We start from the raw sequence: 23,494 nt of genomic DNA, 5'->3' as shown, positions 1-23,494 counted from the left end.
ATGCCTTCTAGGTATCAGTTGCTTCTTGTAACGTCATCATTTTTCGCTTACCGCGCAGGGCGGGCACACGAAAAACTTCAATAGCCTTTTCCGCTTACGTACAATCAAGCTCGCGGATGAGCACGAGTATAGGTATCTGCTAAACGTTTCATGGAGACATGGGTATAGATCTGTGTCGTTGAAAGCGATGCGTGCCCTAACAGCTCTTGAACGGTACGAATATCTGCCCCTCCGTCAACAAGATGAGTTGCAGCAGAATGACGAAGCACATGTGCCCCTGAAACCTCGGTATTCTCAAGTGTACGTAGGATTCGGCTAATATCTTCACGAATTTGCCGAGGGTTTGCACGTTTGCCGCGTGGCCCTATAAACAGGGCAGTTACATCGCGTGAACCTTTGGCTATCCAATACGGGCGCCCTATTTTGACCCACTGTGAAAGAACTTTCATCGCGGGGGTCCCCAATGGTACAACACGTTCTTTATTACCTTTACCGATAACGCGAACCGTCTTATTAGCTCGGTCTATACTCGATAGATTCAAGCCTGTAAGTTCTGAGATACGCATACCCGATGAGTACAGAACCTCTAGAACAGCCCAAAGCCTCAGCATCCGGATATCCTGCGGATTTTCGCGGCATCGCAATGCTACGGTGTCCAAAACGGAGCTCATCTGTTCCTGGCTCAGGACAGCAGGAAGATGTCGGTCACGCTTAGGCGTACTCATTCCCCGGGTAGGATTTTCTGTGATAAGTTCTTCCTCATGAGCCCAGCTGAAAAAAGTGCGCAGGGTCGAACCACGTCGAGCTACAGTTGTCTTGGCATTTTGTTTTAGGTGCATAGACCCCAGCCATTCACGGATAAGCTGCAGGTTTACATCTTCAACACGGCTAATTCCTCGTCGTCCGATAAAGCCGAAAAACCCGCAGAGATCAGATATGTACGATCGGATAGTCTCTTCGGAACGATACTTCTCGTACCTGAGATAACGTTCGAAATGCTCGACAATAGGTAAAAATACTTCTCCAGATAAGGCGGGAGCAAGGTCTGGGGTGGAGTCCTGCTGGCTTGCTGACATGGGGAGGGTAGGGGCTAATGAACTTTCCGGTAGAACTGCATCGGGCATAGGTAAAGTCTTTGAAAGCTCTTTATTATCATCCCAAAATGCGGCTGTCATTTCGCCTTCCTCCTTTCTGCCCCTATCTCTTCTGCGAGGTTAGCAAGTCCATGTACTAAGCTATGATGCTGAGCGAGCTGCCTGCCGTATTTTACGCCACCCGAACCCATCGGTTTCTGCCAGACCTTGTTGCGCCAACTGGCTCAGTTCTACCATAGTACCGCGCAAAGGCAAGCCGATGTGGCCCGCAAGTTCTTCCGCCGATCGATAGGCCCGCGGGGACATCATGTCCCAAAGCCGTCCCTGCGCCTCCGACATGGTATCGAGAATTGTACTTTGCTCGTGATCATGACTTTGCTTTTCTTCCTGCAGAGCATCGAACCCTTCACGAGCTTCCAGAATATCTTGTATCTCGCTCAGGATACGAGCATAGCCATCCCGAATAAGCCTGTGACAACCTACAGAGTTCGGAGAGTTAATATTCCCTGGAACAGCCCAAAGTTCTCGTCCAATTTCAAGACCATGCCGGGCGGTGTTGAGGGCGCCCGACCTCCAACGTGCTTCCACCACCACAATGTCGTGTGAAAGGGCGGCAATAAGACGGTTACGCTCTAGGAATCTCCACCGTGTGGGTGTATTTCCAATAGATACTTCGCTCAGAATAAGACCTTCCTCCACAATACGGTGCAAAATCTCACTGTTCTGCACGGGATAGAAATGATCCAGGCCTCCAGCCATGAGCGCAATCGTAGGAACCGCAGAATTTCCTGCGGCAAGCGCAGCACGATGGGCAGCCACATCAATGCCATAAGCCCCACCGGAGATAATAATGTGACTCTTCTGCGCTAATTCATGTACTAAATATGATGTTGCATCAGCCCCGTACACACTCGCATCGCGCGAACCAACGACCGCAACACATTTCTGAAAATACTCTGTTAGTATCCGTAATTTTGCGGGATCACCCTTGCCCCACAGACCATACGGAGTTTCATCCCCTAAATCTTGCAGGTGGTTAGGCCAAAAATCATCAACAGGGGTTACAAGCCATATGTCGCAAGATACCGCCATAGCGCATTCACGTCGAGGTTCAAATCGCTGACGTCCCTGCCATCTCCTACGCTTCTTTGCGATACCACGAGTAAAGTCCTCATAGCTCATGGAATGCTGACCGGGTGTATAACTGGCCCCAGCGGCACGAAGTACATCGGCAATTTCTTCGCTGGGTTCTCCCCCATTCCACCACGTTTCCGTCATTCCTTCCGGATTAGTCACGCAATACAAAGTAAGTGGAGCCCCCAAAGTTTTTAGTCCCTCAACGATCAGAGGGTCCGCAGGATCAGCAAAGCGCATAATAAGGGCGGTACATAACCGAATATAGGCTCGCACCTGGCGTATCCGTTCTTCCGGTTCCAGGTTTTCCTCAAATAGCAGCTCGGCTTCTTCATCCTGCAACTTCGCATTTATTCGCCACTGAAACGGTGTTGAACTTTCAAAAGGTTCCGGGATGTACGCTTGGTCTAGGCTTTCAAGCTCTTTCCGGCGATACATCATTAGCTGTTGAAAATATGTATGGTTTTCTACGTCTAAAAGTACGTCTGGCATGATAGTTCTCTCTTCACTATGCTCGTTTATTCCATCAACGTGGATAATTTTTATAGCCCTTGATGCCCACCCTGCTGCCGCAGGAATAAAGCCACATCAAGATGTTCCTGTTGGGGTGAGGTCGTGCCGTCTAGGTCGCTCAGAGTCCATGCGGTGCGTAACACGCGATCGTATCCGCGCGCTGTTAAAGTGCCCCGGTCTACGGCTCGGTTAAGACCTTGTACCAAGGTTGAGTTCAGTCGAAGCGGTCCGCGTAGAATTTTTCCATTCGTCTCAGCGTTAACCCGTAACCCATAGGGAGATAATCTTTCCACCTGGGCAGCACGAGCTGTGATAATCCTTTCTCGAATGCTACGAGAACTTTCCCCGCGTTCTTGGCTGGCAAGCTCGGCGGAGGATACTTTAGGAACCATCAGATTGAGGTCTATACGGTCAAGAAGTGGTCCCGATAAACGGCTGAAATATGAGCGTCGCTCACGAGGGGTACAGGTGCAATCAGCACCGGTACCTACGTTCATTCCACAAGGGCAAGGGTTAGCAGCAAGAACTAATTGAAACCGGGCCGGGTAAATTGCTGAGGCCGCAGCTCGATCAAGAACTATTTCTCCGCTCTCCAAAGGCTGGCGCAACGAATCGAGCACTGTACGTTTAAACTCTGGAGCTTCGTCCAGAAAAAGTACTCCGCGATGGGCTTTTGAAACGCAACCCGGTCGCGGTATTCCGCTGCCTCCTCCCAAAATAGCGGGTGCAGATGCGCTATGGTGCGGAGCTTCAAAAGGCGGTATACGCACTAGTTCGCTCAAAGATGCGTCCGATGAGCAGAGCGATTGAATCGCTGTTACCTCCATAGCTGCTTCATCATCAAGAAGCGGCAGAATAGTAGGAAGCCGCTCTGCCAGCATTGTTTTCCCAGATCCGGGAGGACCCTGCAGCAAAATATGATGTCCCCCGGCGGCAGCAATTTCGAGGGCAAATCTTCCCTGTTGTTGCCCCGCAACATCAGACATATCAGCTAATACCGCAGTATGCGCAGAAGGATTCGGAGTCATCGACTCAACCGGCGCTGGTGGATATTTCAGGTTCTCTATGCTCGCTCCGAAAGCAGAAAATACTTCTGCCAAACACCGAAATCCGGCAACCTGAATTCCCGGAATTAACGATGCCTCTGCAACGTTGGCATGGGGCACCACTACGCGCGAGTGCCCCGCATCAGCGGCAGCTTTTACAGCTGGCAGTATGCCAGGAACAGACCGTAAAGAGCCGTCTAGCCCTAGCTCCCCAAGAAAAACGCAATCGCCGCTAGGATGTAAATTTCGTTCAGCTTGCAGAGCCGCGATTACCATCGCAAGATCAAACCCAGAGCCACGCTTAGGCAGTGTTGCGGGTGTCAGATTAATGGTGAGCCTGTGCTGTGTTAACGAAATACCCGAGTTCTTAGCGGCAGAGCGAACACGCTCTTTAGATTCGTTAAGAGCTGTATCGGGAAGGCCCAAGAGCACAAATCCAGGAAGCCCTTGAGAGACATCCGCTTCAACATCAACGATATGACCGTGAAGCCCAACCAAAGCTACAGAGTACGTACGTGCAAACCCCACTACGCCACCCCCATCAAGTGTTCGAAGGTGAACTTTTCAGGAGTTCCTGTCACCGCAATAGCATCAACACGAAAATGCCCAAAATCAAGGTTCTCGCGTAGACGACACCATAGTATAGCGAGTTCACGTGTGCGTTTAGCCTTATCACCATTGATAGCTTCAAAAGGATGCCCGTACTCTTCTGAGGATCGAGTTTTAACTTCGACAAAAGCCAGCTCGTCCTGGGGAGTAATAGCAATAAGATCTAGCTCTCCCCGCAACGGAATATCTAGCCCTGCGGGCGGACGCCAGTTACGTTCCAGAATCCGGTACCCATTAACACTAAGAATCTGGGCAACTAGGTCTTCGCCCCAGCGCCCCACCCGATGTGCCTTCGCAGGTCTACGAATCCAGCTTGGCTTTCCCAGCGTGCGGCTCGATGGCGTGCGCGACGTTATAGCGGTCATAGTGGCTCCTCATGAGAACACCAAAACTCATGCGAAGCTCACTAGCTCCCCAGATTCTTGGCGCATAGCAGATGTTCTTGCCTCTACTATGACCGCTGTATCCATAGTACGCGGGCTCTACTCTGAGATTTGTGGAAAACCTAAGGGAGAGGGACACTTTTCTTTGTTATCCACAGCGATTTATACGAAAAACTTCCCATTAACCCCAAAAATTTGAGTCTGAGAGCCGACTATAAACCGCTATATTAAGCTCAGTCTTTTGCCGCGCTACGGTCGCTTTTATCCTAAATCATCGGGGAGATCAGCAATTTCTGGCACCGTAAAGTCCTGATTTGGTAGCCGTTCTTCAACATTTACGTCACGAGTCGAAAAAGCTCGAACATTCTTGACGAACCGATTAGTGCGAAAAACATCCCACACCCACACATCATTCATCACGACCTCAAAATATATGGTTCCCTCGCGGATCTGAGGCGTTACATCGACCTTATTTGCGAGATAAAACCGGCGGTCCGTTTCAACGGCATAGCTAAATAGCGACATAACATCTTGGTACTCCCGGTACAATGCTAGTTGAGCATCGGTCTCATAGTTTTCCAGTTCTTCTGCACTCATTAACTTTCCCCGTCTTCCCCCGAAACTTTCAATACTTCGCTGCGACCGATACGTGTATTCGTCAGTTGCTCTTCTGTAGCCGGTAACGACCATGAAAGACGATGATAAATACTAGGTCCATACTCGCTAATAGCCTGACGATGCGCCACAGACCCATACCCCTTGTTCTTCGCCCAGCCGTAGTGTGGGTTCTCTGCCGATAAGGATTCCATAAAGGCATCACGATCGACTTTGGCAACCACCGAGGCGGCAGCTATAGAAGCACACTGATAATCACCCTTAATAATCGTGGTGACTGGACCAATCCAACCTTTTTCTACGGCCGAGTTAGCACCGTTCCATACACGGTGAAGCAATTCCTCATACCGACGGTATACAGGGTCTATAGAATCGAGCAGGTTCGCAGGCTGAGGGCTGAGCCAATCATGTTTCCCATCCAAAAGTACGGCCTCAGGGTATAAACCTCGATACGCCAGATCGGCGAGCGCTCGCTGCGCCGCCAGTCGTAGTGCGTAGGTCATTCCTAAAACGTCTATTTCGGCGGGTGTAGCGTGCCCAATAGCGTAGGAACACCATTTTTGGATACGCGGTATGAGAGCTTCACGGCGTTTTGGGGTTAGAGCTTTTGAATCCGTGAGTCCTTCAAGTATCCGCTGATTTTGTTGGTCTAACACGGCAACACCTACGCTTACGGGGCCTGCTAATGCTCCACGCCCGACTTCGTCGAGACCAGCGATCAAGCGATACCCTGCGGTAAAGAGTTTTTGTTCATGCTCAAGATTCGCGCTATGCATGTTTAGTCTTATCTTTCCACGTGAAAATGCCAACGGACGAGGGGCTTTGGTATCGCCTATATAAACATCGTGTATATGAGGTATACCCATTTTATAGGCACGAGGTGGAATAGGTTTTTCTTCCTATTCCACCTCGTGGATGGGCAATATGTTCACACTGGTCAATTACGGGTTAGGGACCGAGTCGAAGACCTTCTTTTCGTCATCCAACATTCCGAAGTGGTTCAGCGGCCAGGCAATCACGAAAACTGTTCCCGCTATGTCATCTCGTGGGATGAAGGCGTGCCCGTCGGCAATGTGAAACCTGGAATCGGCAGAGTTATCGCGGTGGTCACCCATCATAAAATACTTTCCTTCGGGTACCGTCACCTTAAAGGGAATGTCTGAGGGGTTTGATCCGGGGTGTAGATAGGGTTCCGTGATCTCAACACCGTTGACCTTGATCTTTCCGCTGCCGTCACTTTCTACCGTATCACCAGGCAGACCGATAACTCGTTTCACCAGGTAGTTTGAGGATGTGTCGGGTAGGATACCAACAAAGGTAAGTCCATCGGAAATGGGGTTGGAGCTCTTCTGCCCTGAGGGAATCCAGCCCTGTGAGTCTTTGAAGACAACAACATCACCACGTTTGGGGTCATTGAAATACGACCCGGCAACGTTGATGAAGACCCGATCGTTAACCTGCAGAGTATTTTCCATAGACCCTGAGGGAATGTAAAAGCCGCGAATCAGGAATGTTTTAATAACGAAAGCGATAATCAGAGCATAAAGGATGATCGTGCCTGTTTCACGAACTTGAGTCCAAGCCCATTCACTTACTCGGCCCTCGGCTTGCGCCTGTTTGAGGGTCAAAGCCTGTTTCTCTTTTTTCCTTCGCTTCTTTTCTTCTTTAGCGCTGAGAGCTGGAGCAGGCTCTGTCTCCGGTTCTTCCTCATCAGCTTCTATGTCTTCCGTATATTCTGCCTCATCATTACCATCATATTCGGAAGGATAATCGTCATATTCAGCTGAGGCTTCCTCGAAATCTACTGGTTCTTCCTCATATTCCGGGTATTCCACATACTCTGAGGCATCGTATTCTTCCGGTTCATACACATCCTGCTCGTCTTCATAAGCATAATCCGTATACTCGCCCTCTGGATCTTCTTGCGACTCAATGTACGACTGTTCTTGTTCTTCATAGACCAGGCGCTCTTCAAGCTCCCGGCGCTCACGGCGACTCCGCGGCTGATAGTTAGCTGGGACGGAGTTCTCATCGCGTGATGAACGTGATGAGCCGTACTGGTTAGCCATATCGAAGACCTTTCTAGGGGCGAATGGTTCTTAGCTATTGTATAGGTGTCTGCCCTTCAAATGCAGTTTATTTGAGGGTTTTACGCCTGTAGACATACACAGATGTCAAAAATGGAGACGAAAATCCACGGTTCCAATAATCTTATCGGTTCGGATTAGCCCTCCACCAGGTGCTCCTAGTAAAGACCTAGAGTCAACTGATACCGAGCGGTGATCACCCATGACCCACATGCGTCCGCGCGGTACTACAACGTTAAATTTTGTGGTTGAAGGTGAGTCTTGTGGGTAGATATAAGGCTCGTCTAGAGGCTCTCCGTTGAGAGTTATCTCGCCTTGGTCGGTACAGCAGGATACGGTATCACCCTCAAGTGCAATCACTCGTTTGATGTAAACGGTTTCTGTAGGAGCTAGACCCAACCACTGCCCGGTGTGTTTTACTGGGTCGTTCCAGAACCCGTCCCCTGATTTATAAGGCGACAGTGACCCAGTACCATCAAAAACGACAATATCGCCTCGATGTATGTGGGAGCTATCAGACAGCTTCGAGACTAAAACACGATCCCCGGGCATATAGGTAGGCTCCATAGAGTCAGATGGAATATAGTAAACATCCGCTATAAAGGTACGGATACCCAGCATAATGCATAGTGCAAGAGCGCAAGCCACAAGAACAAGGCGCCATCCCCTAACGGAATGACGCCTCATCTGAGGTTCTGCCGAAGATTCGGCTAACTCCATGACCTTGATATGTCTTAGAACTCGCGCTTCTCGCGGATACGAGCTGCCTTACCGTGGCGATCACGCATATAGTACAGCTTGGCACGGCGAACATCGCCGCGGCTAACAAGCTCAATCTTCTCAATTACCGGGGAGTGCACCGGAAAAGTACGCTCAACACCAACGCCGAAGGAAATCTTACGTACAGTGAAGGTTTCGCGAATACCAGCGCCCTGGCGTCCAACAACAAAACCTTTGAAAACCTGAACACGGCGGTTCTTACCCTCAACGATGTTCACATGAACATTCAGGGTGTCGCCGGGTGCAAATTCGGGAATGTCGTCACGAAGGGACTTCTTGTCGAGAAAATCAAGAGTTTGCATGTGTTGCTCTCCTGAGTCATCTGCCGCAGGTCAAATAGACTCGATTAAATCTATCGCCCAAGAGGTGGATAGAAGTTCTATTAACTTAGAACATGATTGATGTTCTAAGGTCCGCACTGTTATGGTCGCTCTTCCCCCTACGGCAGGGGCGTGCCCAGTGCAAACACAGTTTTTTATTATGGCAGATGCCGTAGCCGGTGGGCAACTACGAGCGCTTCTATCGAAGCATGTTTTCAGAGCCTAAGACGACGTATCTCTTACGCCTCTTCAAGAGTCTGACGCTCTGCTTCCACGTCGCGAGCTATACGAGCTGCGGTAATCGCATCCGGTGCATCTGGAACAAAAATTGCGCGACGGTAGTATTTGAGTTCATCAATCGAGTCTTTAATATCACCGAGAGCACGATGGTTTCCGGTCTTAACTGGCGCATTATGACGAGCAGCCGGGTACCAGCGAGCAGCGAGTTCTTTGATCGTCGATACATCAATTACGCGGTAGTGCAAATGCTTCATAAGATCTGGCATATCGCGCTCCAAAAAGCGTTTATCCATGCCGACTGAATTTCCGCCCAACTGCGCTTTGCCCGCTACGGGAACATACTTCTTGACGTATTTAAGAACTGCTTCCTGCGCTTCATGCATAGATACGCCGTGTTCAAGGTCCTCTAGCAACCCCGAAGACTCATGCATATTTCGCACATAGCTATTCATGTTCTCGAGAGCGCCAGCGGGTGCCTCAGAACCGGGTTTGATCACGAGCTCCACGCCTTCACCCAAAATATTGAGATCAGAATCCGTCACAAGAACACCTATTTCAATCAGTGCATCCTGTGTAAGATCGAGCCCGGTCATTTCGCAGTCAATCCATACAATACGTTCACTTGAAATACTCACGCTTTAACTCTACAGATTTTCTACGTACTCTCCCAGCTACAGCAGTTCATAGCTTTCTTATTTTTCTGTATCTACCGCCCTAAAAAGTTTGATTGTGACCTATATGAGAATTAAACCTTCTCCACACGCGAGCTAAAACACGTGCGAAGAACGGTAGTCTTGTGGGTTTCACACAGGAGACAATGAAGGTGCTCGGGTATTATGGAGAGCGTATTGGATGTAGAGCTAAAACCCCTAGTGAAGGGAATCCTAACGCATGAAAACGCGGTATATGCAGTGGCGGTCAAGATTTTTTACAAAGCCCACCGCAACGTCGCCGCGTCTGCAAAAGTACATTGACAGTAACCGTCTTCGCACGCTGCTGCTGGGTGCCTTTGGCTCTATTCTTATCACTCTCAGCTCATACGGCGTTGGCTGGATTGCAGATAGCTCAGGTTTTTGGCGCAATAACCTGATACGCACTATACGTTATGAAGTTTCGTGGGTAATCGTTTGTATTATCGCACTTTCGCTAGGCGCCATGATTATGTGCCGTGAGTGGCTGCGTATCTATCAGAAGATGGGTACCTGGAATAATTCTTCGCTCAGGTGGATGATCGCAATTGTTACCTGCTGGTCACTGCCCCAGGTTTTTGCTCTTACTATCTATAGTCGCGATATGTTCTCCTACTATGGGCAGGGCATGGTTATGGCTCACGGACTGAACCCCTATAAACAGGGGGTTTCTGAGATAGCGAACTTCATGCAAAATGGTGCGGATCCGCAATGGGCTGAGTCTCCTCCGCCCTACGGGCCTATCTCACTCAAAATCGAAGAATTCATCGCTCGCATCGTCGATGGAAATATCGATCTCGCCATTTTCTTGTTTCGTCTTGTCAGTGTCCTCGCCGTTATCGGCATCTTGTTCTTTGTCGTAAAACTCGCACAGCTTTACAAGTATAATCAAACGCGAGCGCTCTGGCAGGTAGGCGCTAATCCCCTGTTCATAGCTTCTTTCATAGCGAGTGGTCACAACGATTCCTTGATGACCATGTTTATGCTTGCAGGTCTCTACTTTGCGAAGCGATACCCCAATGTCTATGGTGGCGTTCTTGGCGTTACGATGGTGACTTTCGGCGTCGGGGTAAAGCCTCTAGCGCTTGTGGTACTCCCCTTTGTTGGCTTGCTGTGGGCGGGTAATAACGCCAGCTGGGTACGCAAATTCACTATCTGGTTTATCTCAGGAATTATTCTTCTTACCGAGCTCGCTATTTTAGGTTATATAAGCGACCTTGGTTTCGGTTGGGTCAGCGCGCTCTCTACTACGGGCGGTCAGTACATTTGGTACACTCCCATCGGCTTGGTGATCGGTTTTATTGGGCTTTTCGCGCACGGTGATTCCTTCGATGCTGTCAAGAAAATTCTTGAGAATATTGGCAAACTTCTAGGCATTCTGAGCGCGTTAAGCTTCGCATTTGTCGGTCGATACCGTAACGTGGTGCGATACGCAGGTCTCGCGATTCTCGCCATGCTCTTTTTCAGCCCTATGATTCAGTCATGGTACATTCTCTGGGCTGTTCCTATGATCGCCGCGACAGGTCTGCGCTCTCATTTCCAGCTGATGTGGTACTTTGTGACAACCTTGTTCTTTATGGCGTATGCGGTATGCGATCAGCTGTACATCTCACCATATCTGAACGATTTCAACCAGGGAATGGCGCGTCTTATCGCCATTTTGATCTGTCTGGCCTATATCGTCTATCTGATGGCGTTAGACCCGGCAACGCGACGTATGGTGTACTTGAGCTTCCACCCACATCAGGTAAAGCGAACTATCACACGGATGTGGTGGCAGCTCTTCCCTCAGACACGTGAAAGGCTCCGTGCGCGGCGCACCCGTCAAATATTACAAAAACATTAAGCTTGACGAACACTTGGGCGTAAACCCCTGTCATGGCGCGGAACCAGGCTATGGCGACTCAGGATTTTTTCCATAAATTTGTGTCATTTTTCGAGTTCGTTTACCATAATGTGACTTTTCGGTGTACTCTATAAATGTATTTCACACCGATGTCGAAGACAGTGAAATGCATGCCTCAGTAGCTCAGAGGATAGAGCAGGAGCCTTCTAATCTCTTGGTCGGGGGTTCGATTCCCTCCTGGGGTACCCGTACACACGAGCGCCGTTCCTCAGATTGAGGGAGCGGCGCTCGTGCTTGTACCGATAACCCCGTAACCACCTGTGCATTCTTGCAAACGGGTGTGTACCGTTATTTCTTCACAGGGTTCGTATCTTTACACGAGTTCAGCACGTTCTCCATAGCGCGTTTTTCATCGGCAGTGACCCATAGCTGATATTTTGCTTTTACATGCACCTGCCGCGCCACATATGTGCATCGGTAGGCCGTATTGCCAGGAAGCCAATCAGAAGCATCGGCATCAGATTTCTGCATATTTGCCGGACCATCTGCTGCTACCAGGTTCTCGGGGTCGTTCGCGAGCTCACGACGTTTTTCCTCGCCAATATCTTGAGCCCCGGTCTGCCACGCATTCGAAAGCGCCACCACATGGTCGATCTGAACGGCACTTGAAGACTTCTTACCTCGTTTAAATTCGATTGTCCTGCCAGTATAAGGATCGTCAAGAGTTCCGGTTTGTACAGTGCAAGCACGAGTTCCCGCTTTGAAACGAATATTTGTTAAATCACGACGCAAAATATCATCACGAGTATTACATCCATTATGATCGACATCGTCCCAGGCAGCACCAAATTGCTCACGTGTATATCCGACTTTTGATGCCCGCTCTTTCACAGGAAGAGCAGCAAGTTCCTTCTTCGCCGTCGATAAGTTAGGTGCATATGCTGTGGCTGGATCAACCGCATCATGCGGGTTCTTGACCTCTTCCAAAGCCTCAGTTTTGACGTTCTGCTCTTCGCCGTCCCCTGTAGCAGAAGATGAGGCACTGGGGCTACCCAACAGCCCGCCTTGGCTATGCCGCCCAATATAAATAACGGCAATAATCAGCACGATGATCACAAGAATAGCCAAAGCAGTATAGAGAAAACGCTTGTTCTTAGGATCCATATCTGGAGGCAAAATCTTGCGCGGGTCTACATCGGCAATCTTCTTAAAATCGCGAAGATTCGGCGTAGGAGGCCTTTTAGACTTTGTCACGATGTTCTCCAGTACGTCTGCGGCATAGATATGCTGTTAGATTTAGTGTGCTCATAAAGCTTACGAATGAGAAAAAATCTCATGCTAAAACCGAATCCACCGGTATTGCACTACAAGGATAGGGGTTTATAGAGCTAGAAAGAAATCCAGAAGTAAAGGGTTTTCTTTACCAATATTGTGACACGTATCAGAAGTTCCCCGCCTCTCCTGTCTATCCACAGGATCAGAGTTCTTGTCCCGTTCAGATAGGCTATCCACAGGTGCACATACAACGCTCTCTTTATCACACAACATTGAGGCACACTAGAAAAACCGCGTCCCACTTTGACAGGGGATGCACATTATCTGATTAACACACCACCTAACATTTCAGGGAGCTCTATCATGGCTGATACTGTTATCCTACGCGGGTTTACCGCAACCGCCCCACAGCTACGCACACTTCCGACCGGAATTCCAGTCGTCAATTTTAGGTTGGCAAGCACGCCACGCTGGTTTGACTCAGCAACAAACTCCTGGCGCGAGGGACAAACAAGCTGGTACACTGTCTGCGCCTACCGCAAGCTGGCACAAAATATTGCCGCCTCCCTCACAGTGGGAAGTCCCGTACTCCTCACCGGGCGCGTTCGCACACAACAGTGGCAGCGCGAAGACGGTTCTCAAGGTGCATCCGTCGAAGTTGATGCCAGCAGTATCGGTCTTGACCTTACCTTCGGCACCAGCACATTCTCACGCGCTGTAGAGCACAGCGGCACGCAATCCCACACTCAGGATGACACAACAAACCCGATTCAGAAGGATGTATCGCAGGACGGCCATGCCGCTCCCCCACAACCATCGAGTACACAGCAATACCCAAACCGCGCCCTTCAAGAAGCTGGACCACGAGGAACAGCATCTTCACCTCAACGGGAATTTTCACAACCCAAAAACACTGTTTCAGCATCTACAGATACGCACCAGACTGTTCACCAATCTTCAGAACTTACAAATAGTTTTGAGTATGAGAAACAAAGCGATCAAATATCTGAAATGGCGCCCTTCTAGAATTCAACATCACAACTTTTAAAAACCGCATATAGCGTGCCGCGTATCACCTTGAATTGATTTGTCACAAGTTATCGAACTCATGTAGAGTAGTATCCGTTGCAATCGCGCGGGAAACCGCATGATGTACATGGTGGTCGTAGCTCAGTTGGCAGAGCGCCTGGTTGTGGTCCAGGAGGTCGCGGGTTCAACCCCCGTCGATCACCCCGTCACTAGGGTCGTTATGGTAATCCCCATAGCGGCCCTATAGCTTTACCTACTAGACTTTATATGTTTTATTCCCCTGAGGAAAGAGGATTTTCTGTGCAATCAACTCTGACATTTTCTGAAGACCATGAGCTGTTCCGAGAAGCAGTCCGTGAATTCGTGGCACACGAAATAACCCCTCACTACCCCGAATGGGAACAAGCACACATTATGCCTCGCTCAGTATGGCAAGCCGCCGGAGAAGCAGGAATATTAGGACTTGCGGTCCCCGAAGAATTTGGCGGAGCCCAGCTGCCCGATTACGAGTATCAATTAGTTCTAACCCAAGAACTCGCAACCGTTGGAGGATATGGGTTTGCGCTCGCAGTGCATCTTCAACAGGATCTGGTGCTCCCCTATTTACTCGCATACGGTACACATGAGCAAAAGGAACGTTGGCTACCCCAAATGGTAAGCGGTGACCTCGTAACTTCATGCGCTTTTACAGAACCAGGTGCAGGATCCGACCTGCGGGCATGCCGCACATCCGCAGTACGTGATGAGAGCTCTTACCTTCTCAACGGTCAGAAGACGTTTATTGGATCCGGTATTTCGGGGGATGCAGCCCTCGTGTTGGCCCGCACCGATGGTTCCTCTGAACGTGCTTCTGAGGATTCGTTTTCCCTCTTTTTTGTCGAAAAATCTGAAGGTTACACCCCGGGACGGCAGCTCGACAAGATGGGTATTCGGGCCTCAGATACTGCCGAGCTATTCTTCGAGAATGTACGTGTTCCCGCTGAGAACCTTATCGGTGAGCTTGGTCAAGGCTTGACCTATATTAAACAACATCTGCCCCAAGCGCGCTTAGCGATTGGCACTGCAGCCGCCGTCATCAGCAGGACTACTCTCAACGCCACACTAGAGTATGTAAAAGAACGTAAGGTTTTTGGGTCTCGTGTGGCAGATTTTCAGAATACCCGTTTTGAACTAGCTAATGCTCTCATGAATACAGAACTTTCTGAACTCTACGTGGCACGCGCTATAGCGGCTTTTAACGCTGGGGAGCTTACCGCTGAGGACGCCGCTAAAGCCAAGGTCTTTGCCTCTGAAAAAGCCTGCACAATTACCGATCGGTGTCTGCAGCTTTTCGGCGGCTATGGCTATATTAATGAGCATCCTGTAGCCCAAGCGTTCCTCGCGGCACGGCTACTGCCTATTTTTGGGGGTACAAACGAGCTTCTGCGCGATAACATAGGATTTGACCTACTCGCTGAGTAGACACCAATATACTCTATCAATAGCTCTTTACCTTGTGATTTCGAGAACGAAGGATTTATCTGTGGCTATTCGCCCTGTTGTTATTTATGGCAATCCCGTTTTGCACCGCCCAGCTGCTCCGGTCACGGCTTTTGACGATGAGTTCAAAGCTCTTGTTACCGATATGTATGAAACTATGGATGCAGCCCACGGAGTGGGTCTCGCGGCTCCTCAAATCGGGGTAGGTTTACGAGTTTTTACCTACCAGATGGAAAATGAAGATGGTGTTCCTGCCCGCGGGTGCATCGTTAACCCCAGGCTAACTCTCGGCAAGGTGTCCGCAGCAGAGCCCGACCCCCATGACGAAGAAGAAGGGTGTCTTTCGTTCCCGGGCTACGGTTTTCCTCTCAAACGTGCTGAGTGGGTTACTGTCAATGGATTTGATGTCGAAGGCAATCCGCTCAGGTTTGAGGCAACCGGCTGGTTTGCCCGCTGTATGCAGCACGAGACCGACCACCTTGATGGAAAACTATATGTGAATCGTCTTAATAAAAAATGGACCTCTCGCATGAAGAAAGTTGTTAAACGCGAAGGCTGGACTGTTGAGGGTAATAGTTGGATGCCCGGTGTAGATCCTGACCCGTTCGGACATTAAATACATAAAATCATCTACACTACCGGTGCGCCTGATTCTTGATACACAGAAATAGACGCACCGGCCAGTGTGTACAAGCATCATGAGAAGCAGGGTGCCCTATAAGCCGGGTTCTGTCATCGGTACCGATGAAAGCTCTGTACCTGAGGCAATCATCTATCTAGGGCTTATGTTGCCATAAGCATCAAGCAGCCTACCCGAACACGCGCCGCAGGCTCGGGCGCACTACCCTATCATGGCGTGTTCTGTTTGGCCTTGCTCCGCATGGGGTTTACCGAGCTGAGCACGTCACCGCACCCACTGGTGGTCTCTTACACCACCCTTTCACCCTTACCTCGATGAGGCGGTTTACTTTCTGTGGCACTAGCCTGCGGGTTACCCCGAGTGGATGTTATCCACCATGCTGTGCTGTGGAGCCCGGACTTTCCTCGACATACCCATCAGAAGAGGTATATCGCGATTGCCCAGGCACCCTGCTTCAGCCTTCTATTCTAGCGGAGTTATTATCGCTGCTCTATTTCTGCCCGGTAGAATAAGAGGCATGCTGATTCTTCTGCCTCCTTCTGAGGGTAAGACCCCTGCGCCTCGCACACACGCACCAGTTAATCTTGCCGAGTTATCGTTTCCAGAGCTCACAACCGAACGTGAAGATGTGCTGGAAGAACTCATGCGAGTTTCCGCTCAGGAAGACGCTCTAGATGTCCTCGGGGTGGGTGCATCGCTCACGGCAGAGATTGAACGAAACACGCGGTTAGTGGAGGAACCTGCTCATCCGGCGGCTGAAGTCTATACGGGTGTGCTCTTTGAGGCGCTGGATTACGCCAGTTTCTCCCCCGATGAACGGGAGTTGGCCCAGAAGTCCGTTCTTATTTCATCTGCTTTATGGGGTGTGGTGCAACTTGAAGATCATATTCCTGCGTATCGTCTGTCTATGGGAACCAAGCTTGGCGCTATAGGGGCTCTGGCCACATATTGGCGCGGAGCTTTGGGAAATGCTTTGACTGCATACGCGCAGGGGCAGCTCATTCTTGACTGCCGTTCTAGCGCTTACGCGAAATCGTGGGTATCGCCGTCAGCCCAGACATTAGCGGTTCGTGTTGAACGCGTTGCAGCAGATGGTTCACGCAAGGTTGTTTCCCATATGGCAAAGCATTATCGCGGAAAGTTAGCTCGCTACGTGATCACTCATGCCCTTGCCGAGCGACCTTTTGAAGGTACAGCGGGCATTTCAGAATTCTTGGAGGCGCTTGACCGCGATTGGGAACTTGAATGTACCTTACCGACGCCCAAGAAAGCAGGAACACTGACCCTTATTATTCGTGAATAGATTTTTCAGGTGTGAATATAGCGTGTACTCTTCTGGTATCTACGAGAATTCTCCCGCTATCAACACCCTGAAGAAAGAACTGTTATATTCTAATTTCGAAGTGTAGAGGAAATAGGTTCTGTATACTCGGCACATTTTCTAAGAATGTGTCCAGAGAATTTTCCCACAAGGTTTATAACAGTTTTATAAATATCTTCGAAGATCCTTTACCATATATGACATCCCTGGTACATTGTAGGGAGTCATATCGCACTAGCCATGATGGATTATTGTATGTCTTTCACTTTTAAACTTCGTAAAGCTCCCACGACTATATGCTCACTTACCCTAGTTGGCGCTACTCTTGCACCTAGCACCCCCGTCTTTGCAGAGACTCAGCAGCCTCAGACTGATCCTCAGGGGCAACCTGCCGTTGTTGCACAGGAGGATCTCTCGACCCTGAATCAGGTGGAAGGTAACGCAACTCCGCAGACCATTTCACCTCAGAAACGTTTTATTGACGTTCCTGAATCTTCTGCTTTTTATAATGAGATTACTTGGCTTTTTAACCGTAAAATCACGATCGGTTACCCAGATAGCACATACCACCCGAAAGATTATATTGAGCGTTCGGGTATAGCTGTTTATTTCTATCGTCTGGCAGGCTCCCCGCAAGTTGATCTTCCCGAAAAGTCGCCTTTCACAGACGTTTCTCCTAACGATATGTGGTATAAGGAAATGGTGTGGTTCCATCAGCAGGGTCTTACCACTGGCTGGTCTGATGGAACTTTCCGCCCGCATGACCTGGTAGATCGTAATGCTATGGCGGCATTCTTCTACCGCTTCGCGGGCAAGCCTCAGTTCGAGGCACCTGAGGTTTCTCCTTTTTGGGATTTGAGCCCAGACGAGCCTTTCTATAAAGAGATTGTCTGGCTTCGCAGCACAGGTATTACGACCGGGTGGTCGGATGGTTCCTTCCATCCCTATGAGCCTATTTCACGTGAAGCAATGGCGGCGTTTATTTATCGTTATGCACATATGAAACATTAACAATCGGATTTTAGAGAAATATGGCGTGTCCCTATTTTCCTAGGGTCACGCCATATTTATGTTTTATTGGCCGCCGCAGTATTATTAACAGAAAAATATTCAGGAAAAATAGTAATGCATGTTGCAAAATATGAGTTTTTCTCACATTTATTTTAGAAGTCTCGTCGGGCTGCTCTAAATATTTTTAGCAAGGTGTGCTTGCCGAACCAATGGTTTGTCCGGTATCTACATGAAAATCCCAGGGGTCGGTATTTAGCGAAGATACCGAAATTTCAATACTGTATCCCTGGCCCGCTAGGGTTTCTTGCAGACGTTCCGCAGCACGGTTTAACCATAAAGATTCACTTGCAGCATGCGAACAGTCGATGAGTGCAGTATCAGTACCTCGTACAAGTTCTTGTTCCCGGAACTCACTGGCAGGGTGATGCCGTAAATCTGCGGTGATATAGACATCGGCTTTAGATGCCCGCACGGCGTCAAACAACGAGTCACCGGCGCCTCCGCAGAGGGCAACACGGCGAATAATTTTTTGTGGGGATCCCGCAACGCGCAGCCCGCCCGCTGTTGCAGGAAGAGCAGCAGCTAGTTCTTCAGAGAGTTCCTGCAATGTAAGAGGACGGGCAAGAACACCTACACGACCTGTTCCAACGCAGTATTCCTCACCTGCAAGTTCCTGTTGCTGCTGATCAGTCAGCGGTTCGCATCCTTGTAGATTAAGCGCTTCACAGAGAGCCTCGTTGACACCGGCGACGGCGGCATCAGCATTGGTGTGCGCACCGAGCAGGCCACATCCGCCTTCAATGAGGGTATGGAGCACGTTACCTTTGTAATCGGAGTCAGGTATAAAGCTGGCACCCCGCAAGAGAAGCGGGTGGTGAGTAATAAGAAGACCGGCCCCAAGATTTACGGCTTCTTGGGCGGTTGCTGATATGGCATCAACCGCAAAATGCACATGTTCGACGGGTACCTGTAAACGTCCGCAGACTAGCCCGGAAGAGTCCCAGCTAGCGGCAAGATGCGGCGGATACAGGCTATGAAAAGTATCAACAATGTGGGATAGCGTAGGTGTTGTCATGATTCTATTGTGGCATCTAGCAGCAGAAAGACGAGCTATTACACGTCCCGTAGCAGACCTCGGGTAGGACGGGGAATAATAGTTGATACAGCTACGCTGTAAAGGAATGTACATCTATCTGTGGGAGAGGTCTTATGAAAAGCTTTGTTGTTGGCGGCGGTTGTTTTTGGTGTATTGACGCTGTTTTTCGGCAGTTCCAGGGTGTAAAAGCAAGCGTATGCGGGTATGCGGGCGGGCACACCCAAAACCCCGATTACCGGTCTGTATGCTCGGGAACGACTGGGCATCACGAGGTTGTTCGGGTTGATTTTGATGAATCGATTATAAGTGAAGACGCGATTTTGGATATTTTCTTCGCCGCACACGATGCGACAAGTTGGGATCAGCAAGGTGCCGACCGTGGTTCGCAGTACCGTTCCGTGCTGCTGTATTCCTCTGACGAACAGAAGGCTGTGTTTGAGGCTGCGAAAGAGCGAGCTCAGTCATTCTTCGACGCCCCAGTTGTCACCGAGATTAAACCGCTGACTGAGTTTTGGGAAGCAGAAGGGTACCACCAGGATTACTACGCGAAGAACCCATATCAGGGGTACTGTTCCGTAGTAGTTGGGCCTAAGGTAGCGAAAGTACGCAAACAATATGCTCATCTTTTGAAAGACTAAATACAGATCAGACCATTATTGTCCCCACAGAGAGTTTGAACCCCCGTAAATCTATCCTTGAGAAATAGAAATTTTCCATGTTTCACGTGCAGGATGACGTTATGATGGAATTAGTACAGATTTGAAAGGGCATCATGACTCTAGTTTCACGTCGCCAAGCTGTGTGTTTGACCGGTACAGGTCTCACAGCGGCAACGGTTACTGCCTGTGCGCCAAAGGTTCAGCCGGCGGGTAATGATGCTTCTCCATCGCCCGGCGGTACCGCATCTGCTGAGAGCGCAGCCTCGGCTGCGGGGGCTTCCCCATCAGCATCGGAGGGCCTGCAAAGTTCTGGGAAGAACTATCAAGGACCTGTAAAACTAGAGAAGTACGATTCTAAAGGTGAGTTCAAACCGGGCACCCGCGAGCATAAGGCAGAGAACGTACCGGCTCCTGTGGAACCAGAAAATATGCATGAAGAGTCTGTGGACGGCATGTATTCATTCATTGCATTCTGGGTTGAGGCACAAAATTATCTTTACTTAACGGGTGACGGTGCTCTGTTGCGTAAAGCTGATCCGGCTGACGATTACACCGAAAGTATTGATCTTTATAAAGCCTTGTACGACAGCGGTGTAGTGTGGGTTCTTGGGGAACAGCATCCCATGAAAATTTCACTCAACTCTGCAAAACCGGTGAAGAATCCGCGGAGTGAAACATCGTATATGTGGATTGCTACCGTTGAGTTTGGTGAAGGTACTGGAATCTATAATTCGCAGACTCAGGAGACTTACCCTCTTAATGACCTTATGCAGTCTGAGTCTAGGGTCTCGGTAATAACTCAATATGAGAATGGGGCATGGCGCATGCTCAAGGACGACGGCTCGCAGGCTTCGCCCGGTGGCACTAAGGCTTCTTAGAGATCTCCACACATTTTAGGTGTGCTAGGGTTTTACCGGTAGATTTTATAGAGAACGTATATATTTTTACGTTCTATTCTTGTGAAGTTTTTCGCGCAGGCGGAAACGTTTTTTGACGGGAAGGTTTCTCATGAGCTCAATGTCGCGTCGTGGCGCTTTCACTGTTGTAGGTGCCGGTTTTATAGCTACTCTTACCGCGTGCTCGTCGCAGAATAAGGATGCGGCGCCAAGTGCTAGCGCATCTGCCAAGGCTACATCGCCATCACATTCGACTGCTTCTGCATCTGCTACCCCTTCTGGCCCTAGTTTTAAGGGCGAGTTGAAGTTGGAGAACTACAGATCGTCTGGTGAATTTGAACCTGGCACGCAGGAGCATCCGGCGCAGCATGTGCCTGTTCCGGTGGAACCCGCGAAACTGCGTGAAGATTCGGTTGAGGGCCTACATGCCTTTGTAACCTACTGGCTCGCGACTTTGAATTATATGCTTTTGACGGGTGACGGTAACTATTTCACGAATATTGATCATACGGGCGATTACACAACTATTGCCGATTTCATGCAGGATATGTACGCTTCAGAGACTGGCTGGGTGACTGGCGTGCAGAACCCGTTGACGATGTCTTTGGATACAGATCACCCAACGAAGGATGAGAAGAACGGATTTTATACCTGGAAGACAACGATGAAGGTTAATCGGGAGTCTGCGGTGTATACGAAGACGACGAACCGTTCGCAGCCGCTTCCTGAGGTTTTTAAGGTGCCGAGCGGTGTTGTCTCGGGCCAGGTGACGGCTCATTATCTTGAGGGAACGTGGCGTATGGTGCACCGTGCTCCTGCCGCAGCGGGTGCTTCTGCCAGTGCGCAAGGGTCTGCGAGTGCGAGCGGAGAGAATAAGTAGGCTGCTCCCCCGTTTCTGGTTATTCACATTACGACGCGAGCATGTTAGGTTTTGCTGAAAAGGTTATATACGTGCCTTTTAGAAAATCCTGACCCCCTTGGCATTTATAAAGATAAAGAGAATTCCCCGGTTCGCCTGAACCGGGGAATTCTCTTTTCCTAGTGTGACCCCAACCGGATTTGAACCGGTGTTGCCGCCGTGAGAGGGCGGAGTACTAGGCCGCTATACGATGGGGCCGGACTGTTTTTCGGGACCCGCCCGAACAACATATATAACTATACAGTTAAGGGAATACCCCACCAACTCCAGTAAGCATGATATGCGTCACTAGACTTAATGGAGTATTCCTCATAGGGTTGAAAAGTTATCCCCGCAGGTGCGGGGAAAATCAACATAGAGTCCGCCTGTGGAGGCGAAAATACGGCTCATCCCCGCAGGTGCGGGGAACATCGCGCGGCGCGGCCCTAGTGCTTCCAAAGCGGGGGCTCATCCCCGCAGGTGCGGGGAAAACGGGGTCTGGGATATTAACACCCAAAGCCTAGGCGGCTCATCCCCGCAGGTGCGGGGAAAACGAACACGTTCGTCAGAACGGTACGAACATCTGCGGCTCATCCCCGCAGGTGCGGGGAAAACAATGGGCGAAAGAGCATGAGGTTTCTCTAGGGCGGCTCATCCCCGCAGGTGCGGGGAAAACAGGCGCGCGACATGAATCCCAAACTCCAAATGCGGCTCATCCCCGCAGGTGCGGGGAAAACCAAGCTCTATTCCTCCTGCCATGCTTTACCTTCGGCTCATCCCCGCAGGTGCGGGGAAAACGATGGTCAGGTGACAGAGCGCGGCGAAGTCACCGGCTCATCCCCGCAGGTGCGGGGAAAACAGCATAAAATCCGTTGGCGCGACCAGCCCGTTCGGCTCATCCCCGCAGGTGCGGGGAAAACAGGAAGAGCCTTACGATCTTCCCTCTTGTCCCAGGCTCATCCCCGCAGGTGCGGGGAAAACACGCTTACGATGGACATAACAGAAATTCCTTCCGGCTCATCCCCGCAGGTGCGGGGAAAACCGACGTCAAAGTGACGCATCAAGAGAGCGGCGCGGCTCATCCCCGCAGGTGCGGGGAAAACACTTCACAGACGATAATGTTCTTGGACTTTACCGGCTCATCCCCGCAGGTGCGAGGAAAACTTTCAATATCGTCGATGCTAAGCACCTCGATACGGCTCATCCCCGCAGGTGCGGGGAAAACAACGCGGCTGATCGCACCATGCGTGGTAATGCCGGCTCATCCCCGCAGGTGCGGGGAAAACTCGAAGAACTGAAAGCTCGTATCGCGGTACTCGGGCTCATCCCCGCAGGTGCGGGGAAAACTCGATGCGTTCGCGGCGGCGCTGTAGGCGGGTCGGCTCATCCCCGCAGGTGCGGGGAAAACCAGTGTGCGGGTGGTAGCCCCCTTGGCGAGCTCGGCTCATCCCCGCAGGTGCGGGGAAAACCGGGTCGGCGGTTAGATAGGTCATTTGACCTCCGGCTCATCCCCGCAGGTGCGGGGAAAACTTGTTCAAACAGTCAGCGGACGCGCAGGGAAACGGCTCATCCCCGCAGGTGCGGGGAAAACGGGATACGAATGTACTCCCATTCGCCAGGCTGAGGCTCATCCCCGCAGGTGCGGGGAAAACTCGATATGAGCTGCCAGTTTTAGCCGCATGGCCGGCTCATCCCCGCAGGTGCGGGGAAAACCATACGCTGCATTCTGCGTACCATTTTCCTTTAGGCTCATCCCCGCAGGTGCGGGGAAAACTCTTGGATGTCTTCTTTAGGCATATCTTCCTTCGGCTCATCCCCGCAGGTGCGGGGAAAA

General features: G+C 50.3%; 21 protein-coding genes, 3 tRNA genes, 1 other RNA gene and 1 CRISPR repeat array. Of the genes, 11 read left to right on the top strand and 14 right to left on the bottom strand.

Annotated elements, in window-relative coordinates:
• Positions 1–104: 104 nt before the first annotated feature.
• The 10 genes from HMPREF2625_RS07860 to orn all read right to left on the bottom strand — a co-directional run bounded on the left by HMPREF2625_RS07860 (position 105) and on the right by orn (position 9,456).
• Positions 105–1,175 carry a tyrosine recombinase XerC gene (locus tag HMPREF2625_RS07860; protein ID WP_083295647.1) on the bottom strand — a complete coding sequence of 357 codons (1,071 nt, stop codon included), beginning with the start codon at positions 1,173–1,175 and terminating at the stop codon, positions 105–107.
• Positions 1,176–1,235: 60 nt separating this feature from the next.
• Positions 1,236–2,720 carry a DNA-processing protein DprA gene (gene dprA / locus HMPREF2625_RS07855; RefSeq protein WP_246826752.1) on the bottom strand — a complete coding sequence of 495 codons (1,485 nt, stop codon included), beginning with the start codon at positions 2,718–2,720 and terminating at the stop codon, positions 1,236–1,238.
• Positions 2,721–2,770: 50 nt separating this feature from the next.
• A complete protein-coding gene (locus HMPREF2625_RS07850; RefSeq protein WP_013398958.1) occupies positions 2,771–4,315 on the bottom strand; it encodes a YifB family Mg chelatase-like AAA ATPase in 1,545 nt (514 codons plus the stop codon).
• Positions 4,315–4,761 carry a YraN family protein gene (locus HMPREF2625_RS07845; RefSeq protein WP_238789094.1) on the bottom strand — a complete coding sequence of 149 codons (447 nt, stop codon included), beginning with the start codon at positions 4,759–4,761 and terminating at the stop codon, positions 4,315–4,317. Before HMPREF2625_RS07845 ends, HMPREF2625_RS07850 begins: the two co-directional genes overlap by 1 nt.
• Positions 4,762–5,040: 279 nt before the next feature.
• Positions 5,041–5,376: a DUF2469 domain-containing protein gene (locus HMPREF2625_RS07840; protein WP_013398957.1), complete on the bottom strand. Its 336-nt coding sequence runs from the start codon at positions 5,374–5,376 to the stop codon at positions 5,041–5,043.
• Positions 5,376–6,170: a ribonuclease HII gene (locus HMPREF2625_RS07835; protein ID WP_070523688.1), complete on the bottom strand. Its 795-nt coding sequence runs from the start codon at positions 6,168–6,170 to the stop codon at positions 5,376–5,378. The genes HMPREF2625_RS07840 and HMPREF2625_RS07835 overlap by 1 nt, the downstream gene beginning before the upstream one ends.
• Before the next feature lie 165 nt (positions 6,171–6,335).
• On the bottom strand, positions 6,336–7,463 hold the full coding sequence (lepB, locus tag HMPREF2625_RS07830; protein WP_070523685.1) for a signal peptidase I: 1,128 nt from the start codon (positions 7,461–7,463) through the stop codon (positions 6,336–6,338).
• 105 nt (positions 7,464–7,568) lie between these two features.
• A complete protein-coding gene (gene lepB, locus HMPREF2625_RS07825) occupies positions 7,569–8,168 on the bottom strand; it encodes a signal peptidase I (RefSeq protein ID WP_256387838.1) in 600 nt (199 codons plus the stop codon).
• A gap of 47 nt (positions 8,169–8,215) precedes the next feature.
• Complete coding sequence (rplS, locus tag HMPREF2625_RS07820; protein ID WP_004004530.1) at positions 8,216–8,563, bottom strand: 50S ribosomal protein L19; 348 nt, start codon at positions 8,561–8,563, stop codon at positions 8,216–8,218.
• 257 nt (positions 8,564–8,820) lie between these two features.
• On the bottom strand, positions 8,821–9,456 hold the full coding sequence (gene orn, locus HMPREF2625_RS07815) for an oligoribonuclease (RefSeq protein WP_004004529.1): 636 nt from the start codon (positions 9,454–9,456) through the stop codon (positions 8,821–8,823).
• Positions 9,457–9,712: 256 nt separating this feature from the next.
• Between orn and mptB the strand changes: the two genes are divergently transcribed.
• Positions 9,713–11,356 (top strand): polyprenol phosphomannose-dependent alpha 1,6 mannosyltransferase MptB, encoded by a 1,644-nt coding sequence (mptB, locus tag HMPREF2625_RS07810; RefSeq protein ID WP_070523681.1) that lies wholly within the window; start codon positions 9,713–9,715, stop codon positions 11,354–11,356.
• Positions 11,357–11,528: 172 nt separating this feature from the next.
• Positions 11,529–11,601 (top strand) — tRNA-Arg (locus HMPREF2625_RS07805).
• A 103-nt stretch (positions 11,602–11,704) separates the two neighbouring features.
• Here HMPREF2625_RS07805 and HMPREF2625_RS07800 read toward each other — a convergent pair.
• Positions 11,705–12,610, bottom strand: coding sequence for an HNH endonuclease family protein (locus HMPREF2625_RS07800; protein WP_070523679.1), 906 nt, complete (start codon positions 12,608–12,610; stop codon positions 11,705–11,707).
• Positions 12,611–12,994: 384 nt separating this feature from the next.
• On the opposite strand from HMPREF2625_RS07800, the gene HMPREF2625_RS07795 reads away from it, so the two are divergent.
• The 4 genes from HMPREF2625_RS07795 to def all read left to right on the top strand — a co-directional run bounded on the left by HMPREF2625_RS07795 (position 12,995) and on the right by def (position 15,755).
• Positions 12,995–13,657 carry a single-stranded DNA-binding protein gene (locus HMPREF2625_RS07795; RefSeq protein WP_070523676.1) on the top strand — a complete coding sequence of 221 codons (663 nt, stop codon included), beginning with the start codon at positions 12,995–12,997 and terminating at the stop codon, positions 13,655–13,657.
• A 133-nt stretch (positions 13,658–13,790) separates the two neighbouring features.
• A tRNA-His gene (locus HMPREF2625_RS07790) sits at positions 13,791–13,863 on the top strand.
• A gap of 64 nt (positions 13,864–13,927) precedes the next feature.
• Positions 13,928–15,121 (top strand): acyl-CoA dehydrogenase family protein, encoded by a 1,194-nt coding sequence (locus HMPREF2625_RS07785; RefSeq protein WP_070523671.1) that lies wholly within the window; start codon positions 13,928–13,930, stop codon positions 15,119–15,121.
• 61 nt (positions 15,122–15,182) lie between these two features.
• Complete coding sequence (gene def, locus HMPREF2625_RS07780; protein WP_070523667.1) at positions 15,183–15,755, top strand: peptide deformylase; 573 nt, start codon at positions 15,183–15,185, stop codon at positions 15,753–15,755.
• Between the two features lie 86 nt (positions 15,756–15,841).
• Here the strand turns inward: def and rnpB are convergent.
• Positions 15,842–16,231: RNase P RNA component class A (gene rnpB, locus HMPREF2625_RS07775), an RNA gene on the bottom strand.
• Positions 16,232–16,296: 65 nt separating this feature from the next.
• On the opposite strand from rnpB, the gene HMPREF2625_RS07770 reads away from it, so the two are divergent.
• Both HMPREF2625_RS07770 and HMPREF2625_RS07765 read left to right on the top strand, forming a co-directional pair.
• Positions 16,297–17,082, top strand: a complete 786-nt coding sequence (locus HMPREF2625_RS07770) for a YaaA family protein (protein WP_070523664.1) — start codon at positions 16,297–16,299, stop codon at positions 17,080–17,082.
• A gap of 273 nt (positions 17,083–17,355) precedes the next feature.
• The gene (locus tag HMPREF2625_RS07765; protein WP_246826751.1) at positions 17,356–18,111 is read left to right on the top strand and encodes an S-layer homology domain-containing protein; all 756 of its coding nucleotides are present in this window, start codon (positions 17,356–17,358) and stop codon (positions 18,109–18,111) included.
• A gap of 184 nt (positions 18,112–18,295) precedes the next feature.
• On the opposite strand, the gene HMPREF2625_RS07760 is transcribed toward HMPREF2625_RS07765, so the two are convergent.
• Positions 18,296–19,186, bottom strand: coding sequence for a Nif3-like dinuclear metal center hexameric protein (locus HMPREF2625_RS07760; protein ID WP_070523659.1), 891 nt, complete (start codon positions 19,184–19,186; stop codon positions 18,296–18,298).
• A gap of 134 nt (positions 19,187–19,320) precedes the next feature.
• Here HMPREF2625_RS07760 and msrA point away from each other — a divergent pair, with 134 nt between their 5' ends.
• The 3 genes from msrA to HMPREF2625_RS07745 all read left to right on the top strand — a co-directional run bounded on the left by msrA (position 19,321) and on the right by HMPREF2625_RS07745 (position 21,642).
• Complete coding sequence (gene msrA, locus HMPREF2625_RS07755; protein WP_070523656.1) at positions 19,321–19,845, top strand: peptide-methionine (S)-S-oxide reductase MsrA; 525 nt, start codon at positions 19,321–19,323, stop codon at positions 19,843–19,845.
• A gap of 134 nt (positions 19,846–19,979) precedes the next feature.
• Entirely contained in the window at positions 19,980–20,744 is a 765-nt protein-coding gene (locus HMPREF2625_RS07750) for a DUF6318 family protein (protein ID WP_070523653.1), read from the top strand.
• 130 nt (positions 20,745–20,874) lie between these two features.
• Positions 20,875–21,642 (top strand): DUF6318 family protein, encoded by a 768-nt coding sequence (locus HMPREF2625_RS07745; RefSeq protein ID WP_070523649.1) that lies wholly within the window; start codon positions 20,875–20,877, stop codon positions 21,640–21,642.
• Between the two features lie 164 nt (positions 21,643–21,806).
• Here the strand turns inward: HMPREF2625_RS07745 and HMPREF2625_RS07740 are convergent.
• Positions 21,807–21,879, bottom strand: a tRNA-Glu gene (locus tag HMPREF2625_RS07740).
• 124 nt (positions 21,880–22,003) lie between these two features.
• Positions 22,004–23,494: a CRISPR direct-repeat array (repeat unit 27 nt; unit sequence GGCTCATCCCCGCAGGTGCGGGGAAAA).

This window comes from Rothia sp. HMSC064D08, assembly GCF_001809525.1.
GTDB classification, from domain to species: domain Bacteria; phylum Actinomycetota; class Actinomycetes; order Actinomycetales; family Micrococcaceae; genus Rothia; species Rothia dentocariosa.
The sequence above is the reverse complement of the archived record's forward strand: the minus strand, read 5'-3'. Positions and strand labels throughout refer to the sequence as shown.